Raw genomic sequence first — 20,982 nt, 5'->3', positions numbered from 1 at the left:
TATGGCGCAAAAAACAAATAATCCAGTAATGAAAGGGATTATCATTGCTGCAGCTGCATCAGTAATGTGGGGGATTTCAGGAACGACACTTCAATTGATCTCCCAAAACCTTGCAATTCCGGCAGCTTGGATGCTTTCTATCCGAACATTTTCTGCAGGAATTATTTTACTTGTAATTAGTGGGTTTATGTATGGCAAAAAAACCTTCAATGTGTTTAAACGTCGCGATACGACAATTTCGGTTCTTTCCTACGCGGTTTTTGGGTTGATGGCTAATTTATTGACCTTTTACTATGCTATTCAAAAGGGAAATGCTTCAGCAGCAACGATTCTCCAATATTTGTCACCATTATTTATTGTTCTTGGTGGTGTGATATTTAAACGTCAACACCCATTTAGAAGTGACCTGATTGCATTTGTTTTAGCTCTTTTAGGGGTTTTCTTTGCTTTAACCAAGGGGAATTTTACTCAGTTAGATATTCCAATTGATTCACTATTGTGGGGTCTTGGTTCAGGAATTACGGCAGCATTATATGTTGTCTTGCCTCAAAAAGCCGCTGATTCTAACCCACCGATTGTCGTGTTAGGTTGGGGAACCATTATCGCAAGTATTCTGTTTAACATTTATCGGCCATTTTGGGTTAATCCGCCACAAATTAGCGGTGAGTTGGTCGCAGCAGTTGCGACTGTTGTGCTTTTTGGAACAATTTTACCGTTTAGCTTACTAATGGTTGCTACTCGATATGCTCCTTCCGATGTTGTAAGCATTATGGATGCTTTACAGCCAATTACCACCTCGTTATTAAGTGTTCTCTTCTTTAATCTGCACTTAACCTTAATTGAAATAATTGGGATTGCTCTTGTTATTATTGCGGTTTACATCTTGCAAGATGGTCGGCGAAAAGCACTTACTGAAAATGACTTACACTATTAAATTAAAATAATCTGAGAAAATTAGAATTTACTGTTGACAAAAAGTAAGGGAACCGGTATATTAAGGTCATTAATTATTAGAAAGGAGCAGGGCTCATGTTAGTTAACCGTTTATTTAATTGTTGTCAAACTTCAAAAATTAATGGACATTCTGACATGAGTTCAGTTGGCCATTCTTTTTGAGGTTGATTAAATCTTAAAATGAGCGGCTACTCCGAAATAAGTGGTCAAAGCTACTAATCATGTCAGTGATTAGTAGCTTTTTTTGTGCACTGAATTAGAGAAAAGAGTGATGATAATGACATTGGCATGTGAAGAAGTAATTGCGGCTTTAAATAATCAAGAAACTGGTAAAATCCCAATTTCTTTTTGGCGCCATTTTGCGGTAGATGAGTTTACGAATGTCTTTCAAGAGCCAGCAGTCCTCCAAACAAACTTGGGAGGTCACCAAAAATACTACAATGCTGTAGATGTTGATTTTGCTAAAACGATGTTAGATGGCTATTTTGCTTACCCATTTCGCGGAGTTGATGATCCACGAAGTTTAACTAATCTTCAAAAGCTTCAACCACTGAATCAGGACGATCCGTGGATTACCGGTCAAGTTGAACTTGCTCAACAACAACAGCAGATTGCTGGGGAACGGCCAACTTTTATTACGATATTTTCCCCAACGCTGCTTTTTAAGTGGGCGTTAATTAAGCATTATACAGAACCGCTTTTATTAGCGGATCAACGATTCACAGATCTTTATGAACAAGATCCATCACTAATTTTTCAGGTCTTAGAAGTAATTGCTGACGATCAAATCAAAGTTGTCCAGGCAATAATGGCTAACACTACAGTCGATGGGATTTATTACAGTACGCAGTCAATTCAGGATTCACGTTTACGTGATGACACCCAATTCTTTAAGCAAGTAATGGAGCCGATTGATCTTAAGGTTCAAGAAGGAATTAACCAAGTGTCACGATTGAATATTCTTCATATCTGCGGATTTGATGGTGCAACTAATCATCTTGAATGGTTTACTAATTATCCGTTGCAAGTTGTTAATTGGGCAACGGGAATTGATGGTTATTCGCTAGGTGAGGGGAAAAAGCTGTTTGGTGATCGGCCAGTAATGGGTGGCTTTGATAATAGTACAACCGGAATTCTCTATCGCGGAACTAAGGAGCAAATTCAAACGGAAGTCAAAAGGCTAATTGATGAAGCCGGTCACCGGGGGATTATTTTGGGAGCTGACTGCACGGTTTCCCGTGATATTTCTTATGAACGGTTAAATTGGGCGATTGAAGCGGCTCACCAGGGCTAGGAGGTTATCGGGAATGTTATTGAAAATAACGGATTTGAAAAAACAATTTAATGGTCAACAAATTTTAAATGGGATTGACCTTTCAATTAACAAGGGCGAAGTAGTGGTTATTATCGGTCCCTCTGGTTCAGGAAAGACAACCCTATTGAGAAACTTAAATTTCCTCGAACAAGCTGATAGTGGCTTGATGGAATTTGCTGGAGAAAAAATTAACCTGGCTCAAGCGACTAAGTCAGAAATTCAGATGGTTCGACGAAAAACAGCAATGGTATTTCAAAATTATAATCTGTTTAAGAACAAAACTGCTCAGGAAAATATTGCTGAGGGATTAATTTATGGTCATGGTGAGAATGCTAAGACGGCAAACCAAAAAGCAGTCCAAGCATTGAAAAATTTGGGCTTGGATAAACGAAAAGATTATTATCCTTCGCAACTATCAGGTGGTCAACAGCAAAGAATCGGAATTGCTCGGGCAACAGTTCTTAATCCAGAAATTATATTATTCGATGAACCAACCAGTGCTCTTGATCCCGAGTTAGTAGGAACTGTCTTAAAAGATATTCAGCAGTTAGCTGAACAGGGGCAAACGATGATTGTTGTTACCCATCAGATGTGGTTTGCGCGGAACGTTGCAAGTCGAGTGTTGTTCTTTGCTGATGGTGAGATCATCGAGTCAGGGACGCCTGTGCAAATCTTTGAACATCCACAGAAACAAAGAACTAAACAATTCTTAAATGCATTGGCAGATAACTATTAGGAATGGGAGGTAGATCAATGAATAGTCAGAAGATTATTGGGATTATTTGGCGAGGCTTTCCGAACACGATTGAATTACTAATCTTTTCCTTTATCTTTGCAACTCTTCTAGGATTGCTCTTAACTTGGGTTGGGTTGCGTAAAAATAGGTTAGCTCAAGGAATTGCAACAGTATACCTGAATCTGGTTCGAGGAACACCACCGTTGCTAATGTTGTTACTTGCTTATTATGGATTACCGGTTTTGTTGAAAGCAATCGGGATCAATATTGATCATTGGACAAGGTTAATGTTTGGAATTCTTGGGCTCTCCTTAGGGTGGAGTGGTTATTTAGCGGAAGCGTTTCGGTCAGCCTACCTCTCAGTCGATACGGGTCAAATTGAAGCTGCTCATTCTGTAGGAATGAAGGATCAGACCACCTTTAGGCAAATTATCTTGCCTCAAGCGGCAATGCTTGCTTTGCCTAATATTGAAAATTTGGTAGTGGGGCTGGTTAAGGCAACTTCATTAGTTTATGTTATTGGTTTATATGACATGTATAATCAGGCATCTAATCTTTCAAACCAAACTGCCGGCTTACACCAGTTGCAAATATTTATTCTTTTGGCTTTAAGCTATTGGGGATTGGTATTAGTAATTGAAGTCTTATTTCGTCTTATCAGACGGCGTTACCAGTGGCTAGCTTAGGAAGGATGTGATTATGTGTTTGATTTGAATTTCGCGAAGGATTCGTTTAACCAAATTCTGGCAGCAACACCACTAACGCTAATTGTAGCTTTAGTTGCAACTATTATTGGATTAGGTCTAGCGATTTTAGTAGTAATTGCCAGAGAAAAGCGAATCCCGGTCCTTTCTCAGTTTTTAGCGATACTAGTATCGTTTATTCGGGGGACACCAATTTTAGTTCAACTATATGTTGTTTATTATGGACTACCTCAATTGTTAGTGTTGATGAATGAATGGGGCTGGAACACGAATCCTAATGGCCTGCCAGCAATCATCATTGCCTTTTCTGCTTACGGCTTAAATGCGATGGCTAACTTGTCGGAGAGCATTCGAGCAGCTTACCATTCGGTTGATTTTGGGCAATATGAGGCCGCGTTATCAATTGGAATGACGCCTTTTCGGGCAATGACTCAAATTGTAATTCCCCAGTTAATTATTAATTTAATTCCTAATTTTACGAACATTTTTTTAGATTTAATCAAGGACACAGCGCTGATTTACAATATTGGCTTAGTCGAGATCATGGGGCAGGCAAATATTGTTTCATCAATTGGGTTTAAGTACCTGGAAACTTACACTGATGCATTAATTATTTACATTATTATTTGCTGGATCTTTGCTCAATTATTTAGGTTGGTTGAAGGAAAACTACGGCAACGCTATTTCGTTGTATAGGGAAAGAGAGGTTATTTATTATGAAAATTTCAAAGTTATTTACAAAGTTAGCGGTGATTGGTTTAGTTAGTACTGGTGCAGTTAGTTCAGCAACAGCAGTTCATGCGACAACAACGGTTAATGTTGCTGCACCAAATGGTAATCCGGCATATATTGTTAATACTGATAACGGACCTGAGGGATACTACGGTGAACTAATCAAAAAAATTGATCAGGACTTACCTCAATATAAGTTTAAGACTACGTTCACATCCCAAAACGCGGTCTTTTCAGGATTGCAAAGTGGTAAGTATGACGTTGCCTTAAATAATTCTTGGTACAACAAGCAGCGTTTCCAGACATACTATCATACACGGGCAGTCGGGCTTGACGACTTACGCCTGGTTTATAATAAGAGTGGAAAGAAAGCTAGCTCATTAGATGATGTTGCTAAGAAGAATTTAAAGTTAGTTCCCGTTTCAACTGATGATGCCCGTTATAGTGTTTTAGAAGACTATAATAAATCACATAGTAAAAAGGTGAACTTGAAAGCAATTGGTGACCAATCTTCAGCTGATGCGTTAGCTCAAGTGGCTAATGGTAAATATGACGTTGCACTATACCCATACGCTGCCTATAAACAGGTTGCTAATTCCAAAAATGGAAAGAAATTGACAGTTTCAAAATCAATTGATCAGCGGTCAGCATACTTGCTCTTACATAAGGATGCAAAGAATAAAAAATTAACGCGGGTACTGAATAAGGAGATTAAAAAGTTATATGATAATGGTTATTTGGAAAAGCTGACAAAGAAGTATCTCTATGAGAACACCTTTGCTTTACGAGGTGCTAAGAAGAACTATAATGCTGAATTTAATAAGTAATAAACAAAAAGACTGGGAAGAAATCAAAATCTTCCTAGTCTTCTTTAATTATTTATATTGATAAGTGAAAATTAGTTGTTTTGGAGCTTAGCCATACCGTCCTTAGCAACCTTTTCAAGGGCAGCAGCAGAAGCATCCATAGCCTTCTTTTCACGGTCATCCAAAGGAACTTCGATAACCTTGTCAATACCGGATGCGCTGATAACAGCAGGAGTACCGATGTAAAGATCATTAATTCCGTATTCGCCGTCCATTGGGGCACCAACTGGTAATACAGCGTGTTCATCACGTAAGATAGCGCGAGTAATCCGCATCAAGCAGGTAGCAACACCGTAGAAGGTAGCGCCCTTACGGTTAATGATTTCGTAAGCCTTGTTACGAACATCATCTTCGATCTTAAGTAATTGATCCATTGAAACATTGTTTTCCTTAGCAATGTCAAGAAGTGGCTTGCCACCGATAGTTGCACTTGAGTAAGCAGCAAATTCGGAGTCACCGTGTTCAGCAAGAATGTTTGCTGAAACATCGCGTGGGTCAACATCGAACAACTTAGCCAAAGCAATACGAAGACGTGATGAGTCAAGTGAAGTACCTGAACCAATAACCTTGTTCTTTGGGAAGCCAGAAAGCTTTTGAACAGCGTAAGTTAAAATGTCAACTGGGTTAGCAGCAATCAAGAAGATACCGTTAAAGCCAGACTTAACAATTGGTTCAACAACTGACTTCATGATCTTCAAGTTTTTGTCAACTAATTGAAGACGAGTTTCACCAGGCTTTTGTGGTGCACCAGCAGTGATAACAACCAGGTCAGCATCCTTGCAAGTGTCGTAATCAGCAGAGTAAATTTGCTTTGGTGCAGTGAAGACAGTAGCATCTTCAAGATCCAAAGCGTCACCTTCAGTACGCTTCTTAACAAGATCAACGATAGCTAATTCTTCAGCCAAACCTTGTTGTACTAATGCGTAAGCGTAACTTGAACCTACAGCACCGTCACCAACAAGAACAACTTTTTGATGATTCTTAGACATAATTAAACAGTCTCCCTTTCATCCAGTAAATATGCTATTTGAGATTTCTCTCACATGACTAATTATAACATTCCTTGTGAAAAAAGCTATTAAATTCGGAATTATTGTCATTTTTTATGGGAACTAGCTAATAATTGCTAGTTTGGCTCATGATTGGAGACCGCTAACTAGTATAATAAAAAGTGCAATTACGATTGCAGGAATCAGTAAGACATGAAAAATGAAGCCGATCGCGAAAATTAAAAAGAGCAGTCCGAGAACTTTGAGGGTAAAAACACCTAATTTCCACATGATCCATAAAACTAATAATGTGATCAAAATTCCCAACTTCACTAACCTCCTAAGCTAAATAGTGAAGGAATTATATCATTTTTTAAATTGAAAAGATTAATTCACGTTAACATTTTGCACAATCTTAACCATGTGATAAAATGAAACATATGTTAATGAATTGATTATATAAAAGGAGGAGGTGATTACCGTGTTGAATCAAACGAAGCGTTTTATGCGTGATAATGACTTAATGTATAAGAAAGAATATATTCGGCCAATGATGACGCCGCAGCATGTATATGTCTTTCGATTTGGGAAGCATCGATTGAACAATCGGGTAATCATTCGTTACTCCCATACATGGACGGGGCGACTAAGGATTAATGAGATTGATGTTCGCCTGCACCACCAGCATCATCCACGGATTTTTCGGACTGAAGCTGACTTGATTGAATATTTAAAGAGTCACTTTGCCCAAAAAGATGATGAGGAGAATCCATCGCAGCCTGTTAATTTTGGGAATGAAAAATAGGTGAGCGATATTACTGTGACCATCATATTGGTGGTCATTTTTTATTTAAAGAGGAGAATAATATGGATTGGACAGCAGTAAAAGTAATTACTTCCAGTGAAGCAGTTGAAGCAGTTAGTTATATTTTAACTAACGAAGGAGCAGTCGGGGTTCAAATTGATGATGCGAAAGATTTCGCAAATTTAAAGCCTGGTCGTTATGGGAAATACGGAGAAATCATTGATCCGCAGGAGATCCCCCACCGGAAAAATGGGGCTGCAGTTACCGGATACTTTCCGCGAAATGTCTTTGTTCCTGAACTTATCTCAACAATTAAAGGGCGGGTTGCAAAGTTAAAGGATTACCAACTTGATCCTGGAGCAGGCCTTGTTGTTTCAGAAGCAGTCAATAATAAGGATTGGGCAACCGTTTGGCAAAAATACTACCACCCATTGCGAGTAACCAGCCAATTAACAATTGTTCCTCAATGGGAAGACTATCAACCAAGTTCTGCTAATGAGAAATTAATCGTTTTGGATCCAGGGATGGCCTTTGGAACAGGAACTCACCCAACGACGCGCTTAATGATTGAAGCACTTGAAATTGTTGCTCGTGGTGGTGAATCAATGATTGATGTTGGTACAGGTTCTGGAGTCTTAAGTATTGCAGCAAAACAGCTAGGGGTAGGCCAAGTAGCTGCTTATGATATCGATGAGGTTGCTGTTCGATCCGCAAAGAAGAATATCGACTTAAATCCGGTTGCTTCTGACGTTAAAGTTGGTGTTAATAGCCTGCTTGATGGGATTCATACCCAGGTGGACCTAATCGTTGCAAATATTTTGGCTGAAATAATTGTTCCATTAATCCCTCAGGCGTTTGAAAATTTAAAACCAGGTGGTCGGTTCCTTGTTTCCGGAATTATTAAGGATAAGGCAGACTTAGTTGAACGGGAATTAAAGGGCCACCACTTTGGTATTGACCAGAAGTTACGAATGAAAGATTGGTATGGAATGATTGCTCATAAAGCAGTAGAGGGTCAGGAATAATGCAACGTTATTTTATAGATCAAAGTAAAACAGCAGGTAAAGTTATCCTTCCAGAAGAAGTTGCCCACCACCTTGTGACAGTTCTTCGAGCAGCCGTTGGAACCAAGTTTGAATTAGTAACGGCGGATCATCAGGCTTATCTTGCTGAGCTGATTTCGATAACTCCAGGCAATGTCATAGCCAAATTGATCGAGAACCTTGGTAAAGATAGTGAACTCCCAGTGAAAACGATTCTTGCTTGTGGCTTACCTAAGACTAAGGAAAAACCTGAGCTGATTGTTCAAAAGGGGACGGAACTTGGTGCCGATAAGATCGTCTTTTTTGAGGCTGAACGTTCGATTAGTCACTGGAATAGCCAAAAGCAACCACGGAAAATTGCCCGCTTGCAGAAAATTGCTGACGCTGCGGCTGAGCAATCACACCGAAATGTTAAGCCACAGATTGAATATTGCCCTTCATTAAAACAGCTCCTTGCTAATTATCCTGCAACGATCCGTTTAGTTGCCTGGGAAGAGTCGGCAAAGGAAGGAGAGAGCAGTCGTTTGTTTCAAGCGCTGGCTAAGTTACAAACAGGAGATTCCATTCTTGCCATATTTGGTCCAGAAGGTGGATTGAGTTCGGCAGAAGTTACTATAATGGAAGAAAACGGGATCATTCCGGTTGGCTTTGGGCCACGAATCTTACGAACGGAAACGGCTCCCTTATATTTCTTGGCAACCGTCTCATTTGTTACTGAATTGTCGAAGAATAATTAGTAGTTTGTGGTACAATTATTTTCATCATATTAAGTATAGGAAGTTAGGTTATGGATTGGCTAAAAAAGTTGAAAGTAACAAAAGCATTGCTGTATGGGGATTCGGGATCCTTTTTGGAATTGTTCTTCCATTATTTAGCGATAAATTTCGGTTGATTCACCGGGTATGGATGGTTGGCTTTTTTCTGTTCTTGGTTAATATGCTTTTTAGTATTTGGCTCGGTCAATATATAAAGAAAAATGGCTTGAAATGGTGGAACTTATTGGTATTTCCAGTCTTATACCTTCTTGTTTCATCCATATTCATGCCAAAGTATACTGTTTATTTTGCTCTATTCTATTTAGGGGTTACTTACCTAGCTTGGTCGATTAGTTCACAGAGCTAACCAAAGTAGTTTAGATTGGAGGGTCGCACATTGTCAGAGGTTAAAGAGTTATCACATGAAGATGTCCTTAAAATGGTTTCTTCATATATGAATGATGAGCATGTTGCTTTAGTTGAACGGGCATATCAGTTTGCTGCTGTTTGTCATCGAGATCAGCGGCGGAAATCAGGTGAGCCGTATATCATTCACCCAATTCAAGTTGCGGGAATCTTGGCTGAGCTTCATATGGATCCGGAGACAGTTTGTGCTGGCTACCTTCACGATATTGTTGAAGATACCGGGGCAACTTTAGATGACATTAAGGAGCTGTTTGGCCCAACAATTGCCTTAATTGTTGATGGCGATACTAAGCTGGGGAAAATCCAGTATAAATCAAACAAGGAGCAGATGGCTGCTACCCACCGTAAATTGTTGCTTGCAATGTCTAAAGATATTCGTGTGATGATTGTTAAACTTGCTGATCGGCTTCATAATATGCGAACCCTTCAGCATTTACGGCCAGATAAACAGCGTCGGATCTCAAACGAAACTTTAGAAATCTATGCGCCAATTGCTGATCGATTAGGGATTAGTACCATTAAATGGGAGCTGGAGGATCTCTCTCTTCGTTACCTTAATCCGCAACAATACTACCGGATTGTCCACCTAATGAATTCGCGGCGGGACCAACGAGTTGAATATATTGATGAGGCTATTGCAGAGATTAAAAAGGCGATTAGCGATCTCAATTTAGGACCAAACGTTGAAATATATGGTCGGCCTAAACATATCTATTCAATTTACCGTAAAATGGTTAACCAGCATAAACAGTTTAGTCAAATTTATGATCTGTTGGCAGTGCGAATCGTTGTTGATTCAATCAAGGATTGTTATGCAGCCTTAGGGGCAATCCACACTAACTGGAAGCCAATGCCAGGAAGGTTTAAAGACTACATTGCAATGCCTAAAGCAAATGGTTACCAATCATTACATACGACGATCATGGGGCCTGGAGGTAAACCGCTAGAAGTTCAGATTAGAACTCACCATATGCATCAGGTTGCAGAATATGGTGTTGCAGCACACTGGGCTTATAAGGAAGGAAAAACTAACGGAATTCAACAGACCCGCGATAGCCAAAAGCTGAATGTGGTTAAGGAAATTCTCGAACTACGTAGCGAAAGCGATGGGACGGATGAATTTATGCAGGGTGTCCAAAGCGACATCTTTGCTGATAAGGTTTATGCTTTCACGCCAAAGGGTGATGTAATCGAATTGCCACAAGGATCAGGGCCACTTGATATGGCTTACCAGATTCATACTGAAGTTGGTAACCACACGACCGGAGCCAAGGTTAATGGTCGGATTGTTCCCCTGGATTATGAAATCAAAACCGGAGATATTGTGGATATTCTGACTTCTTCTTCATCTGCCGGGCCAAGTCGTGATTGGCTGGAACTCGTGTCTACAAGACGGGCACGAAATAAGATTCGTCAATTCTTTAGAGCCCATGATCGGGAAACAAATATCGAGGAAGGTAAGCGAATGATTGAACGGGAAATCCGGGAAGCCGGCTTTGACCCGTTTGCCTTGATGACTGAGGAAAAGAACGAAGAAGTAGCCAACCAGATGCACTATCAAAGCAGTGATGATATGTTTGCTGCAATTGGCTTTGGCGATATGGCTCCGGTTGGCGTCCGGAATCGCTTTACCGCTGATGTACGAAAAAAGGAAGAAGATTCACGGAAACAGGCTGCTGAGAAAGCCGTTCTTGAAGAACATGCAACGTTGGAAAAGCCTGATCAACGAGAAAAAAAGAAACAGGCTAAGGAGACAAGTGAAGGGATTGTTGTTGAGGGTGTTGATAACCTATTGACTCGTCTCAGTCACTGTTGTAGTCCAGTTCCCGGTGATGACATTGTTGGTTATATTACTAAAGGGCGCGGTGTATCAGTTCACCGTTCAGATTGCCCCAATATTAAAGCTGCCGAGAAGAGTGGTCAACGGATTATTCATGTTTATTGGGCTAATCCAAATGGGGATAAGACGAACTATAACTCGAATATTGAAGTTCAAGGCTATAATCGAAGCGGCTTATTAAATGATGTTCTTCGTTCAGTAAATAACACTACAAAATTCTTAAACTCCGTAAACGGGAAGGTTGACCATAACAAGATGGTCACTATTAGTATGACAATTGGTGTTCGGAACCTTCATCAATTGCAGTTCATTATGGATTCGTTAAAGAATATTAAGGATGTTTATGTCGTTAAGCGAACCATTCGTTAGTGAGGAGGAAGAATAGTGAGAGTAGTTTTGCAAAAGGTCAACCATGCTTCAGTTTCAATTGATGGTGAAGTTGTTGGGGCAATTAAGCGTGGTTACATGTTATTAGTTGGCTTTGCTCCTGATGATGGGGATGAGCAACTGGATTACCTTGTCCATAAAATTGTTAACCTTCGCGTCTTTGAAGATCAAAACGGTAAAATGAACCTTGGCCTTCAAGATGTTGACGGTGCCATCCTTTCTATTTCACAATTTACCTTGTATGCTGATACAAGACATGGTAATCGTCCCGGCTTTACTGATGCGGCTCGTCCTGAAATTGCTGAGCCGCTTTATCAGCGATTTAATGAAAAACTGGCTGCTACCGGTGTTCATGTTGAAACTGGGCGGTTCGGTGCCGAGATGAAGGTTGATCTGGAAAATGACGGACCAACAACAATCATTTATGAGAAGTAAATAAATAGTACGAAAAAGGGTCTCCAAAGTACGGTAATGTCGGACTACCTCTGGAGATCCTTTATATTATTAATCATTAATAGTTGCTTAAAATGTTATCGACTGCAGGACCATAACTTTCACCAAATAAGATGAGGTGCATGCAGAGATAGTAAAACCTGTACCACGGAAGTCGCTCGTTAATTCCCGGAGTAATTGGATATGTGTCATTATAGCCACGGTAAAATTGATCATCGAAGCCACCGAAGACTGTTGTCATGGCTAAATCAAACTCCCGATCACCATAAACACAGTCCGGATCAATTAGGTACGGCTGGTGATCTTGACTAAACATGAAGTTCCCGGCCCAGAGATCACCATGCAGCAGGCTTGGCCGAACTTCATGTGTAGAATAGTAATTGTCGAACTTGGCAACCATCCGGTCAAAGTGTTCTTGTCGCCACTTGTTCCAGCAATCTTGCTTTATTGCTGCCGAAATCTCTGGCTTTAATCGTTGGTTAATATAAAAATCACGCCAACTGGGATTCCACTGGTTGTTTTTAACCAACACCTTGGTTTGGTGGTTGTCCATAAAGCCAAATTCTTCTCTTCGTTGTTGGTGCATTCTGGCAACCTCTTGACCAAGTGCGTATTGATTACCATAACCGCTATTAATCCAATTTAATATTAGGTAAGCATCACCATCAATTTCACCGTTAGCCACGGGAGTAGGAACATTAGCTGTCTTACCAATTTCCCTAAGTCCAGCAAGTTCATGATTAAAGTAAGATGCCGGATGATGTGGTTGGACTTTAACAAAGTATGTCGCCTGGTTAGTAGTGATTTGATAAGCCAGGTTAATGTCACCACCGCTAACTGATTGGCAATTGGTAATATTGTCTAATGGTAATTGTGATAACCATGTATTAGATAATTGATGATTATTCAAAATAGACACCCTCTTTTGGCTTATATTTTAAACTTTTGTTAGTAGAAAGCCAATGAAACTATAGCTATTGACATTTTTGCTGAACTCGGGTACTGTAAGAATGTAATTTTAATACTAATAGCCAATGAAAAAGAATGCTTATTTACCTAAGTCGATAGCGAGTGGGAGCTGGTGAAAGTCCATGACAATGAGGTAATAATTGACGCTTTTGAGGCTGGGCAGTTGTCCCCGTCGGTATTTCGACGTTATCAATGAGTGATACTAAGGTGGTACCGTGCAAAAAGCACCCTTATGATGTAAGGGGTGCTTTTTTTATTAGAAATTAGTATTAACACTACCAATCTAAAAATGGTTAAAGAGGTAATTAGAGAATGAAGAGAACTAATTACGCTGGGGAAACCAGTGAAAAGCAAGTGGGTCAAGAAGTTGTCCTAAAAGGATGGGTTGCCAAACGTCGTAATCTTGGTGGCTTAATTTTTATTGATCTGTGGGATCGTGAAGGAATCGTTCAACTGGTCTTTAATGAGAAGGAAAATCCCGAAGCATTTAAGGTTGCTAATGCGGTTCGGAATCAATACGTTCTTGAAGTTCAAGGAAAGGTTCAATTGCGGGCTGAAAAAGAAATTAATCCTGAAATGAAGACCGGAAAAGTTGAAGTTGCGGTTGATCAGATTAAGGTTCTGGCAAAGTCTGAAACAACGCCATTTGATATTGTTGATGACGTTGATGCAAGTGAAGATTTACGGATGAAGTATCGTTACCTTGATCTCCGTCGTCCTGAAATGATGAAGAATTTGATGCTCCGGAGTAAGGTTACGTCTGTTGTTCATCATTACTATGATAATCAAGGGTTCATGGACGTTGAAACACCGGATTTAACTCGTTCAACTCCAGAAGGTGCTCGTGATTACATTGTTCCATCACGTGTTTATCCAGGACATTTCTATGCTTTGCCACAGTCACCACAACTATTTAAGCAATTACTTATGGCTGCCGGAGTTGATAAGTATTATCAAATTGCACGATGCTTCCGGGACGAAGATTTACGTGGTGACCGCCAACCTGAATTTACTCAAATTGATACTGAAATGAGTTTTGCTACCCCTGAAGACATCCAAACAGTAACCGAAGGATTAATTAAGAAGGTTATGAAGGAAGTTTTAGGTGTTGATGTTAAGACCCCATTCCCACGGATGGAGTGGCAGGAATCAATGGATAAGTATGGTTCTGACAAACCTGATACCCGGTTTGGAATGTTAATTCATGATTTATCTTCAATTGTTAAGGACAGTTCATTTAAGGTCTTCTCTGGAACCGTAGCTAAAGGAAACTTTGTTCGAGCAATCTGTGTTCCTGGTGGGGCTGACAAGTACTCCCGGAAGGATATTTCTAAGAAGGAAGAGTATATTAAGCGTTTCGGAGCTAAAGGGCTTGCCTGGGTTAAGGTTACTGAAGACGGTTATTCTGGGCCAATTGCAAAGTTTATTAATGATAACGCTGATGCAATTAATGAAGAAATGGGGGCTAAGCCAGGAGACTTAATCCTCTTTGTCGCTGATTCATTCCACGTTGTTTGTGATGCTCTTGGCTATTTACGTCGTGAGATTGCTAAGGAACAAGATATGATTGCGCCTAACCAATGGAACTACCTTTGGGTTGTTAACTGGCCAATGTTTGAATATGATGAAGGGTTTGGAAAGTGGATTGCAGCTCACCACCCATTCACCATGTTAAACGAAGAAGATCTTCACTACCTTGAAGATGGCGAAGATCCTCACAAGGCGCATGCCCAAAGTTACGATATTATTCTTAATGGTCAAGAAATTGGTGGTGGTTCAATCCGGATCCACGATCCAAAGGTTCAAGAAAAAGTCTTGAAGGCATTGGGATACACTAAGGAACGTGCGGAAGCTCGCTTTGGCTTCCTCTTGAAGGCATTGACGATGGGGATGCCTCCAGAAGGTGGATTAGCTTTTGGACTGGATCGTTGGGTAATGTTACTTGCACAAGCAGACAATATTCGTGACGTTATTCCGTTCCCTAAGAACTCTAAGGCTGTTGAGCCATTAACAGCAGCACCTGGTAAGGTTAGTCAACAACAACTGGATGACTTGAAGGTTCAGTTTGACGATCAGGTTGATTATAAGCAGGATAAATAATTAGCAGAATAAAATTAAAGAGACAGAAAAACCGGTTTGTTTTTCTGTCTCTTTAATTTTATCGGATATTATCAATGATTATTATTGTAGATCCTTGATTACTTGAGAATCTTCTTTAAGAATTCCTTTGCCCGGTCACTTGTCGGGTGGGCAAAGAACTCATCCGGTTTACCAGTTTCCTGAATATAACCATCGGCCATAAACCAGATTTGATCCGCTACTTCATGAGCAAATCCCATTTCATGAGTAACAACTACCATTGTCATTCCAGAGTCAGCAAGATCGTGCATTACAGTTAACACTTCATCAACCATTTCTGGATCGAGGGCACTTGTTGGTTCGTCAAAGAGCATTACTTCAGGATCCATTGCTAAAGCACGAGCAATCGCCACCCGTTGTTTTTGCCCACCAGATAGCTGGTCAGGATACTGCTTTGCCTTTTCTGCTAAACCGACTTTCTCCAGAAGCTTCATTCCGGTTTCTTCGGCTTGCTTCTCGGGAATATTTTTGACCTTCATTGGTGCTAGTTTAATGTTTTCAATCACGTTCATATTTGGGAAGAGGTTGAATCCTTGGAAAACCATTCCCATCTTTTCCCGTAACTGATTAAGTTGCTTATCGTTAATCTTAGTTAAGTCATTTCCTTCAAAAAAGACCTTGCCGCTAGTTGGCTGTTCGAGACAGTTCAGGCAACGAAGAAAGGTACTTTTACCAGCACCAGAGGGACCAATTACACAGATAACCTGACCTTTATCAACATGTTCGGTGATATCTTTAAGGACAATGTTATTCTTGAATTTTTTTTGCAAATTTTGAATTTCAATCATTTTAGTGGACATGTTTCATTCTCCCTTCAAAGTAAAGTAGAATTCTGGAAAGTGTAAACGTTAAGATGAAGTAAATCATCATAGTAATGAATAATGGGAGAACTCCTTTGTAGGTTGCAGATTGAACTAATTGTGTTTGGAACATTAATTCAGTTACACCAATAACGGAAACTAGTGAACTATCCTTTAGCAAGGTAATTAATTCGTTTCCTAAAGCAGGCCAAATATTCTTAAGTGCTTGAGGCATGATTACATAACGGAAAGCCTTATTTTTATCCATTCCTAAGCTTCGAGCTGCTTCAGTTTGACCGAGCGGAATTGACTGAATCCCAGAACGAATAATTTCAGCAACGTAGGCCCCAGAGTTTAACGAAACGGCAATGATCCCGGCAAGTAAGGCGGGGAGGGATTGGATAATTGCACCAATACCGAAGTAAACAAACATGATTTGAACCATCATTGGGGTTCCCCGGAGGAATTCGATATAGCAAACCGCAATTGTATGCAGAAGCTTATTCTTTGAAAGACGCATAAGAGCGAAGAGGGTTCCTAAAATGAAACCGAAGAATACTGAGACGATCGTAATAATCAGTGTGTACTCAAGCCCCTTTGCAAAGTAACGCCAGTAACTAAGAACGGTGTTTTGCTTTTTATAGCTCTTCATATATTGGGCTGACTCTGGAATCCATTTTTTATTAATTAAGTCTTCATCGTTGACTTTTTTGATCGTTTGGTTAGCAGCATTTACAAGGGAGGTATCACCCTTTGGAAAGGCGAGGGCGATTCCACCGGCAGTAACCGGTAATTTTGAGTTAAAAGCGTAGAGGTTAGAATTATTAGATGCGTATGCTTTTGCGGTCGCCGCATCCATTAAAATACCGTCATATTTATGGGATTGTAAACCGATTACTAATGAAGAAAGTTTTGCTAATCCCTTTCCATTAGCTTGTGGCATGTCCTTAGAAATCATTGTTGATTGTAAGGTCCCGTTTTGGGCACCAACAGTCTTGCCATTGAAACTTTTGGCGTTAACTAGCTTATCCTTGTCGCTCTTATTGATGAGGAAGTAGCTGTCACCGGTATAGTAGACATCGGAAAAGTCAACACTCTTTTTCCGTTCATTGGTGATGTTCATCGCACCGGCAATACAGTCAATTTTCCCGGTTTCTAGAGCAACTAAAAGTGAATCAAAGTCCATGTTTTTAATTACTAATTTAACACCGATGTCTTTAGCAAATTGCTTCATGAGTGATACTTCGAACCCAACATACTTTGTTTTGCCATGTTCCTTGGTCGTAAATTCATATGGTGGATAGTCGGCACTTGTTCCGACAACTAAGGTTCCTTTTTGTTTAATCTTTTGCAGAGAATCATTCTCGGCTACCTGTGAAGTATTAGTAGCTGAACTTGAGCTGCTACTTTCATCGGCGGCTAATGCTGACACTGGTGCGCATAGTATTGGAAACGCAATGATTATTAGCATTAACCAATGTTTGAAACATTTCATAATCAATAACTCCTTCAATTTCTTAAAATAATTACATTGGTATGTAATATACGCTTAAATGATTAAATATGCAATAGATATTTAAAAAATAGTGTATTTTATTCAGTAAATGTGAATAATTAAATTATAGATGAATAAAAGCGCTTTCGATGCAGAGATTAGATTGATAATATAGTAAGAAAATTTATCTTAAATATTTAGGAAGTAATATTGACACTCAGAATCTAATTGGTTACAATTGCTTTTGTAGTGAAAGAGCGGGATTATACCGTTCTAATACGTAACTTTAAGCTCGGAGGGAGGGAATCAACATGTCAAAAACAGTCGTTCGTAAGAATGAATCTTTGGATGACGCTCTTCGACGCTTTAAACGTACAGTTTCACGCAACGGAACTTTGCAAGAATACCGTAAACGCGAATTTTACGAAAAGCCAAGTGTAAAACGTAAGTTGAAATCTGAAGCGGCACGGAAGCGTAAGAACAAGCGCCGTCGTTATTAATTTTTAACTCCTACCTCTCCATGACAGGTAGGAGTTTTTTCATCTTTAATTTTAGCTAAAGGAGCGAGCAGGATAATGAGTTTATTAAATGATCTAACTGCAGATATGGTTTCTGCTATGAAAAACCGTGATAAGGAAACGTTAGCAACAGTCCGGATGTTAAAGGCGGCTGTTCAAAATGAACAGATTGAACAAGGTCATGATTTAACTTCAGATGAAGAAGTTGCGGTAATGGCTCGTGAATATAAACAACGAAAAGAATCACTTGAAGAATTTGAACAAGCAGGACGCCAAGATCTGGTTGACAAGACTAAAGCAGAAATGAAAGTTGTTGAAAAGTATATGCCACAACAACTTTCTGCTGATGATGTTAAGAAAATCGTTGATGAAACGATTAAGGCAGTTAATGCTTCTAGCATGAAGGACTTTGGTAAGGTCATGGGTGCTGTGATGCCTAAGGTTAAGGGACAAGCTGACGGTAAGTTAGTTAACCAAACCGTTAAGGAAGAATTGAATAAGTAGCTTTATATTGGGATAAGAAATATGTGTACATCGATTATTTATACGGCTGGTGACAGCTATTTCGGCCGGAACCTTGATTTAGAAATTTCGTTTGGTCAAGAGGTGGTTGTGACACCGCGAAACTATCCATTTAGTTTCCGTAAAATGCCATCATTGGATCACCACTATGCCATTACCGGGATGGCATTAGTTGAAGATGGCTATCCATTGTATTTTGATGGAGCAAATGAAGAAGGTTTGGGAATGGCTGGGTTAAATTTTGACGGACCTTGCCGCTATTTCCCGGAGGATCCAGCAAAGGATAACGTAACCCCATTCGAATTTATCCCTTACATATTAGGACAATGTAAAAATGTTACTGAAGCACGCAAGCTACTTAGTAATTTGAACTTAGTTAAGATTGATTTCTCCGCAAAGCTCCACTTATCACCGCTTCACTGGCTTATTGCTGATAAATCCGGTGAGGCAATTGTGGTTGAGTCAACGGCAGAGGGATTAAATGTTTACGATAATCCTGTCGGTGTTTTGACTAATAATCCTGAATTTCCTAAACAATTGCTAAATTTGAGTAACTATCAGAGTATTTCGCCGGCCTATCCAGAGAACACTTTGATCCCTGAAGTTAAGCTCAATACTTATAGCCGTGGATTTGGTTCCCGCTTCTTACCGGGTGGGATGGATTCAGAAAGCCGGTTTGTCAAAGAAGTTTTCACCAAAGCACATGCACCCAAGGGAAAATCGGAAATTGAAAATATCACTAATTATTTTCATAATCTGCATGCGGTTGAACAACAAAAGGGCCTCGATCAAGTAGCTCCTGGACAATTTGAATATACAATTTATTCTGACGGTATGAAGTGCCTCATAATTGTTAGACAAAAGTTCTAACGATTGTGAGGCACTTTTTATGACTAAATACAAACCTGACTTTAAAGCTAAAATTGTCCACGAATATCTGACTACTCCACAAAGTTCTCGAGCCTTGGGGCGCAAATACAGTATCAGTAGCCGACTGATCAGGAAATGGATTCAAAGATATCGCTTAAGTGGGATAGACGCCTTGAAACGGCGTCGTCATCCACGAACCCTTACCGCAGATTTTAAGTTGAGTGTGATAGACTACTACCAAACTCATGAGGAATCGATGGTTAAAGTAGCGGCTCGATTTGACGTGCAAGCGTGCCAAATTTCACTTTGGCGGTCACAGTTCAAGCGAGATGGTATTGAAGCCTTGAAACCTCACCCGAAAGGTAGGCCGTCAAAGGTGAAACATACTAAGAAACGACTTCGTCGTCTTACTAATAAGACTGAAGTGGAACGTTTAAAAGAAGAACTTGCCAAGAAAAGCCAAGAACTCTATGACACAAAATTGGAACGTGACATCTTAAAAAAATCGTTGGCCCTGTTCGGACCCTCCAAGGCAAAGAGAAAACGCAAATAGTTGATCAGATCAGGGCAGATCAAGCATCGCTACCGAAGAAATATCGCTATAAGATTGGTGACATTCTCCATAAAATCAACCTTCCTAAGGCTACTTACCATGATGAGCGCAAGCGCATCGCTAACCATCATGATAAATATGCGAGTGTTAAGCAAGTGATTCTTAGCGTGGCTAAAGAAGGGCAAGTCCGCGGACGATGGACCTACGGTTATCGTCGCGTGAACCAAAAACTGCGGGCAATGGGCATTCATTTGGCGGACATGACGGTGAACAAGTTGATGGCGAAATTAGATGTTCAAGTGGCACTGTATAATCGCCACCGTAGTGGTAAATACTCATCTTATGAAGGTAATGTGGGCACAGTTGCGGATAATCTACTAAAACAACAATTTCAGGCCACCATTCCTTATCAAGTCCTCCACACAGATGTTTCTCAAGTTCGCTTAGCTAATCACAGTTGGGCTTATATTTCCTCAATTATCGATGAAGCCAGTAAGGAAGTTTTAGCCTTCCAATTGAGTCAACATCCTGATCGACAGTTGATTACCGCTACTCTCAACGAGCTATGTACAAAGCTGCCTGATAATGCTCAACCAATTATTCATTCTGATCAGGGGTGGCACTATCAACTGGGGTACTATACCCAAAAGTTAGCTGATAATCACTTTATTCAAAGTATGTCCCGTAAGGGAAATTGTCATGATAACGCACCAATGGAGAGTTTCTTTCACCTGTTTAAGACAGAGTTATTAGATGGTTTCCCACCATGTAAAGACTTAGCTGAATTAAAATCACTCTCAGCTCAATGCATTCATTACTTTAATTACCAACGTATCTCCTTAAAAACAAAAGGTATGACTCCGGTTGAATACCGAAATCATACCTTGGTAGCTTAAATAATCAATTTTGTCTAACTTTTTTGTTGCACTTCATTATGCTGGGGATGTCTTATTTTCCAGACATAGTTCTATTATCAGTGGTTTGTTTTATTGACTACTTCTTTGCATTAAAGATTATCCAATTAGTAGTTGATAAAAATAAATTGTCAATATCGTATTATTGCTTTGGATTTATTATCTTTTGCTGTATTTTCGCATACAGCATTGTGGTG

22 protein-coding genes are annotated in these 20,982 nt (G+C 39.9%); 18 read left to right on the top strand and 4 right to left on the bottom strand.

Annotation, left to right across the window (positions count from 1 at the left end; all coding sequences use genetic code 11):
* The first annotated feature begins 1 nt into the window (after position 1).
* The 6 genes from PRK60_RS05055 (at position 2) to PRK60_RS05030 (ending at position 5,268) form a co-directional block, all read left to right on the top strand.
* Positions 2-934, top strand: coding sequence for a DMT family transporter (locus PRK60_RS05055; protein WP_148444530.1), 933 nt, complete (start codon positions 2-4; stop codon positions 932-934).
* Positions 935-1,231: 297 nt separating this feature from the next.
* A complete protein-coding gene (locus PRK60_RS05050; protein WP_273645713.1) occupies positions 1,232-2,248 on the top strand; it encodes a uroporphyrinogen decarboxylase family protein in 1,017 nt (338 codons plus the stop codon).
* A gap of 13 nt (positions 2,249-2,261) precedes the next feature.
* Entirely contained in the window at positions 2,262-3,005 is a 744-nt protein-coding gene (locus tag PRK60_RS05045) for an amino acid ABC transporter ATP-binding protein (RefSeq protein WP_003716964.1), read from the top strand.
* A 17-nt stretch (positions 3,006-3,022) separates the two neighbouring features.
* The gene (locus tag PRK60_RS05040; protein WP_273645712.1) at positions 3,023-3,691 is read left to right on the top strand and encodes an amino acid ABC transporter permease; all 669 of its coding nucleotides are present in this window, start codon (positions 3,023-3,025) and stop codon (positions 3,689-3,691) included.
* A gap of 15 nt (positions 3,692-3,706) precedes the next feature.
* Positions 3,707-4,405: an amino acid ABC transporter permease gene (locus PRK60_RS05035; RefSeq protein WP_003716966.1), complete on the top strand. Its 699-nt coding sequence runs from the start codon at positions 3,707-3,709 to the stop codon at positions 4,403-4,405.
* 20 nt (positions 4,406-4,425) lie between these two features.
* Positions 4,426-5,268 carry a transporter substrate-binding domain-containing protein gene (locus tag PRK60_RS05030; protein WP_102168686.1) on the top strand — a complete coding sequence of 281 codons (843 nt, stop codon included), beginning with the start codon at positions 4,426-4,428 and terminating at the stop codon, positions 5,266-5,268.
* A 71-nt stretch (positions 5,269-5,339) separates the two neighbouring features.
* Here the strand turns inward: PRK60_RS05030 and PRK60_RS05025 are convergent, their stop codons facing one another.
* Positions 5,340-6,296, bottom strand: a complete 957-nt coding sequence (locus PRK60_RS05025; RefSeq protein WP_003716968.1) for an L-lactate dehydrogenase — start codon at positions 6,294-6,296, stop codon at positions 5,340-5,342.
* A gap of 505 nt (positions 6,297-6,801) precedes the next feature.
* On the opposite strand from PRK60_RS05025, the gene PRK60_RS05020 reads away from it, so the two are divergent.
* From PRK60_RS05020 to dtd, 6 genes are all read left to right on the top strand, one after another.
* A complete protein-coding gene (locus tag PRK60_RS05020; RefSeq protein ID WP_003716970.1) occupies positions 6,802-7,101 on the top strand; it encodes a hypothetical protein in 300 nt (99 codons plus the stop codon).
* A 62-nt stretch (positions 7,102-7,163) separates the two neighbouring features.
* The gene (gene prmA / locus PRK60_RS05015) at positions 7,164-8,126 is read left to right on the top strand and encodes a 50S ribosomal protein L11 methyltransferase (RefSeq protein WP_273645711.1); all 963 of its coding nucleotides are present in this window, start codon (positions 7,164-7,166) and stop codon (positions 8,124-8,126) included.
* Positions 8,126-8,881: a 16S rRNA (uracil(1498)-N(3))-methyltransferase gene (locus tag PRK60_RS05010; protein ID WP_102168682.1), complete on the top strand. Its 756-nt coding sequence runs from the start codon at positions 8,126-8,128 to the stop codon at positions 8,879-8,881. Before prmA ends, PRK60_RS05010 begins: the two co-directional genes overlap by 1 nt.
* 55 nt (positions 8,882-8,936) lie before the next feature.
* Complete coding sequence (locus PRK60_RS05005) at positions 8,937-9,266, top strand: hypothetical protein (protein WP_178695851.1); 330 nt, start codon at positions 8,937-8,939, stop codon at positions 9,264-9,266.
* 30 nt (positions 9,267-9,296) lie between these two features.
* Positions 9,297-11,534, top strand: a complete 2,238-nt coding sequence (locus PRK60_RS05000; RefSeq protein WP_273645710.1) for a RelA/SpoT family protein — start codon at positions 9,297-9,299, stop codon at positions 11,532-11,534.
* A 15-nt stretch (positions 11,535-11,549) separates the two neighbouring features.
* Complete coding sequence (gene dtd / locus PRK60_RS04995) at positions 11,550-11,987, top strand: D-aminoacyl-tRNA deacylase (RefSeq protein ID WP_003716975.1); 438 nt, start codon at positions 11,550-11,552, stop codon at positions 11,985-11,987.
* A gap of 76 nt (positions 11,988-12,063) precedes the next feature.
* On the opposite strand, the gene PRK60_RS04990 is transcribed toward dtd, so the two are convergent.
* Entirely contained in the window at positions 12,064-12,918 is an 855-nt protein-coding gene (locus tag PRK60_RS04990; protein WP_392391054.1) for a fructosamine kinase family protein, read from the bottom strand.
* Between the two features lie 368 nt (positions 12,919-13,286).
* Here PRK60_RS04990 and aspS point away from each other — a divergent pair, with 368 nt between their 5' ends.
* Positions 13,287-15,074 carry an aspartate--tRNA ligase gene (gene aspS / locus PRK60_RS04985; RefSeq protein ID WP_102168678.1) on the top strand — a complete coding sequence of 596 codons (1,788 nt, stop codon included), beginning with the start codon at positions 13,287-13,289 and terminating at the stop codon, positions 15,072-15,074.
* A 98-nt stretch (positions 15,075-15,172) separates the two neighbouring features.
* Here aspS and PRK60_RS04980 read toward each other — a convergent pair whose 3' ends face one another.
* The gene (locus PRK60_RS04980) at positions 15,173-15,913 is read right to left on the bottom strand and encodes an amino acid ABC transporter ATP-binding protein (protein WP_003716979.1); all 741 of its coding nucleotides are present in this window, start codon (positions 15,911-15,913) and stop codon (positions 15,173-15,175) included.
* Positions 15,903-17,408 (bottom strand): ABC transporter substrate-binding protein/permease, encoded by a 1,506-nt coding sequence (locus PRK60_RS04975; protein ID WP_098044601.1) that lies wholly within the window; start codon positions 17,406-17,408, stop codon positions 15,903-15,905. The genes PRK60_RS04980 and PRK60_RS04975 overlap by 11 nt, the downstream gene beginning before the upstream one ends.
* Positions 17,409-17,719: 311 nt before the next feature.
* Between PRK60_RS04975 and rpsU the strand changes: the two genes are divergently transcribed.
* The 5 genes from rpsU (at position 17,720) to PRK60_RS04950 (ending at position 20,767) form a co-directional block, all read left to right on the top strand.
* Positions 17,720-17,908, top strand: a complete 189-nt coding sequence (rpsU, locus tag PRK60_RS04970; protein WP_003716981.1) for a 30S ribosomal protein S21 — start codon at positions 17,720-17,722, stop codon at positions 17,906-17,908.
* A gap of 75 nt (positions 17,909-17,983) precedes the next feature.
* On the top strand, positions 17,984-18,430 hold the full coding sequence (locus tag PRK60_RS04965; RefSeq protein ID WP_102168677.1) for a GatB/YqeY domain-containing protein: 447 nt from the start codon (positions 17,984-17,986) through the stop codon (positions 18,428-18,430).
* A gap of 21 nt (positions 18,431-18,451) precedes the next feature.
* Entirely contained in the window at positions 18,452-19,318 is an 867-nt protein-coding gene (bsh, locus tag PRK60_RS04960) for a choloylglycine hydrolase (protein ID WP_273645709.1), read from the top strand.
* Between the two features lie 19 nt (positions 19,319-19,337).
* Positions 19,338-19,871 carry a helix-turn-helix domain-containing protein gene (locus PRK60_RS04955; protein WP_102169382.1) on the top strand — a complete coding sequence of 178 codons (534 nt, stop codon included), beginning with the start codon at positions 19,338-19,340 and terminating at the stop codon, positions 19,869-19,871.
* Positions 19,823-20,767, top strand: a complete 945-nt coding sequence (locus PRK60_RS04950; RefSeq protein ID WP_316243096.1) for an IS3 family transposase — start codon at positions 19,823-19,825, stop codon at positions 20,765-20,767. The genes PRK60_RS04955 and PRK60_RS04950 overlap by 49 nt, the downstream gene beginning before the upstream one ends.
* The last annotated feature ends 215 nt before the right edge of the window (positions 20,768-20,982 follow it).

It is taken from the genome of Limosilactobacillus portuensis (assembly GCF_028607025.1).
Classification (GTDB): Bacteria; Bacillota; Bacilli; order Lactobacillales; family Lactobacillaceae; genus Limosilactobacillus; species Limosilactobacillus portuensis.
The sequence above is the reverse complement of the archived record's forward strand: the minus strand, read 5'-3'. Positions and strand labels throughout refer to the sequence as shown.

Bases quoted from the DNA above. Each gene is read 5' to 3' on its own strand.
- PRK60_RS05055 (WP_148444530.1), top strand. From the start codon at position 2: ATGGCGCAAAAAACAAATAATCCAGTAATGAAAGGGATTATCATTGCT.
- PRK60_RS05050 (WP_273645713.1), top strand. From the start codon at position 1,232: ATGACATTGGCATGTGAAGAAGTAATTGCGGCTTTAAATAATCAAGAA.
- PRK60_RS05045 (WP_003716964.1), top strand. From the start codon at position 2,262: ATGTTATTGAAAATAACGGATTTGAAAAAACAATTTAATGGTCAACAA.
- PRK60_RS05040 (WP_273645712.1), top strand. From the start codon at position 3,023: ATGAATAGTCAGAAGATTATTGGGATTATTTGGCGAGGCTTTCCGAAC.
- PRK60_RS05030 (WP_102168686.1), top strand. From the start codon at position 4,426: ATGAAAATTTCAAAGTTATTTACAAAGTTAGCGGTGATTGGTTTAGTT.
- PRK60_RS05025 (WP_003716968.1), bottom strand. From the start codon at position 6,296: ATGTCTAAGAATCATCAAAAAGTTGTTCTTGTTGGTGACGGTGCTGTA.
- PRK60_RS05020 (WP_003716970.1), top strand. From the start codon at position 6,802: ATGCGTGATAATGACTTAATGTATAAGAAAGAATATATTCGGCCAATG.
- prmA (WP_273645711.1), top strand. From the start codon at position 7,164: ATGGATTGGACAGCAGTAAAAGTAATTACTTCCAGTGAAGCAGTTGAA.
- PRK60_RS05010 (WP_102168682.1), top strand. From the start codon at position 8,126: ATGCAACGTTATTTTATAGATCAAAGTAAAACAGCAGGTAAAGTTATC.
- aspS (WP_102168678.1), top strand. From the start codon at position 13,287: ATGAAGAGAACTAATTACGCTGGGGAAACCAGTGAAAAGCAAGTGGGT.
- PRK60_RS04980 (WP_003716979.1), bottom strand. From the start codon at position 15,913: ATGTCCACTAAAATGATTGAAATTCAAAATTTGCAAAAAAAATTCAAG.
- PRK60_RS04975 (WP_098044601.1), bottom strand. From the start codon at position 17,408: ATGAAATGTTTCAAACATTGGTTAATGCTAATAATCATTGCGTTTCCA.
- rpsU (WP_003716981.1), top strand. From the start codon at position 17,720: ATGTCAAAAACAGTCGTTCGTAAGAATGAATCTTTGGATGACGCTCTT.
- PRK60_RS04965 (WP_102168677.1), top strand. From the start codon at position 17,984: ATGAGTTTATTAAATGATCTAACTGCAGATATGGTTTCTGCTATGAAA.
- bsh (WP_273645709.1), top strand. From the start codon at position 18,452: ATGTGTACATCGATTATTTATACGGCTGGTGACAGCTATTTCGGCCGG.
- PRK60_RS04955 (WP_102169382.1), top strand. From the start codon at position 19,338: ATGACTAAATACAAACCTGACTTTAAAGCTAAAATTGTCCACGAATAT.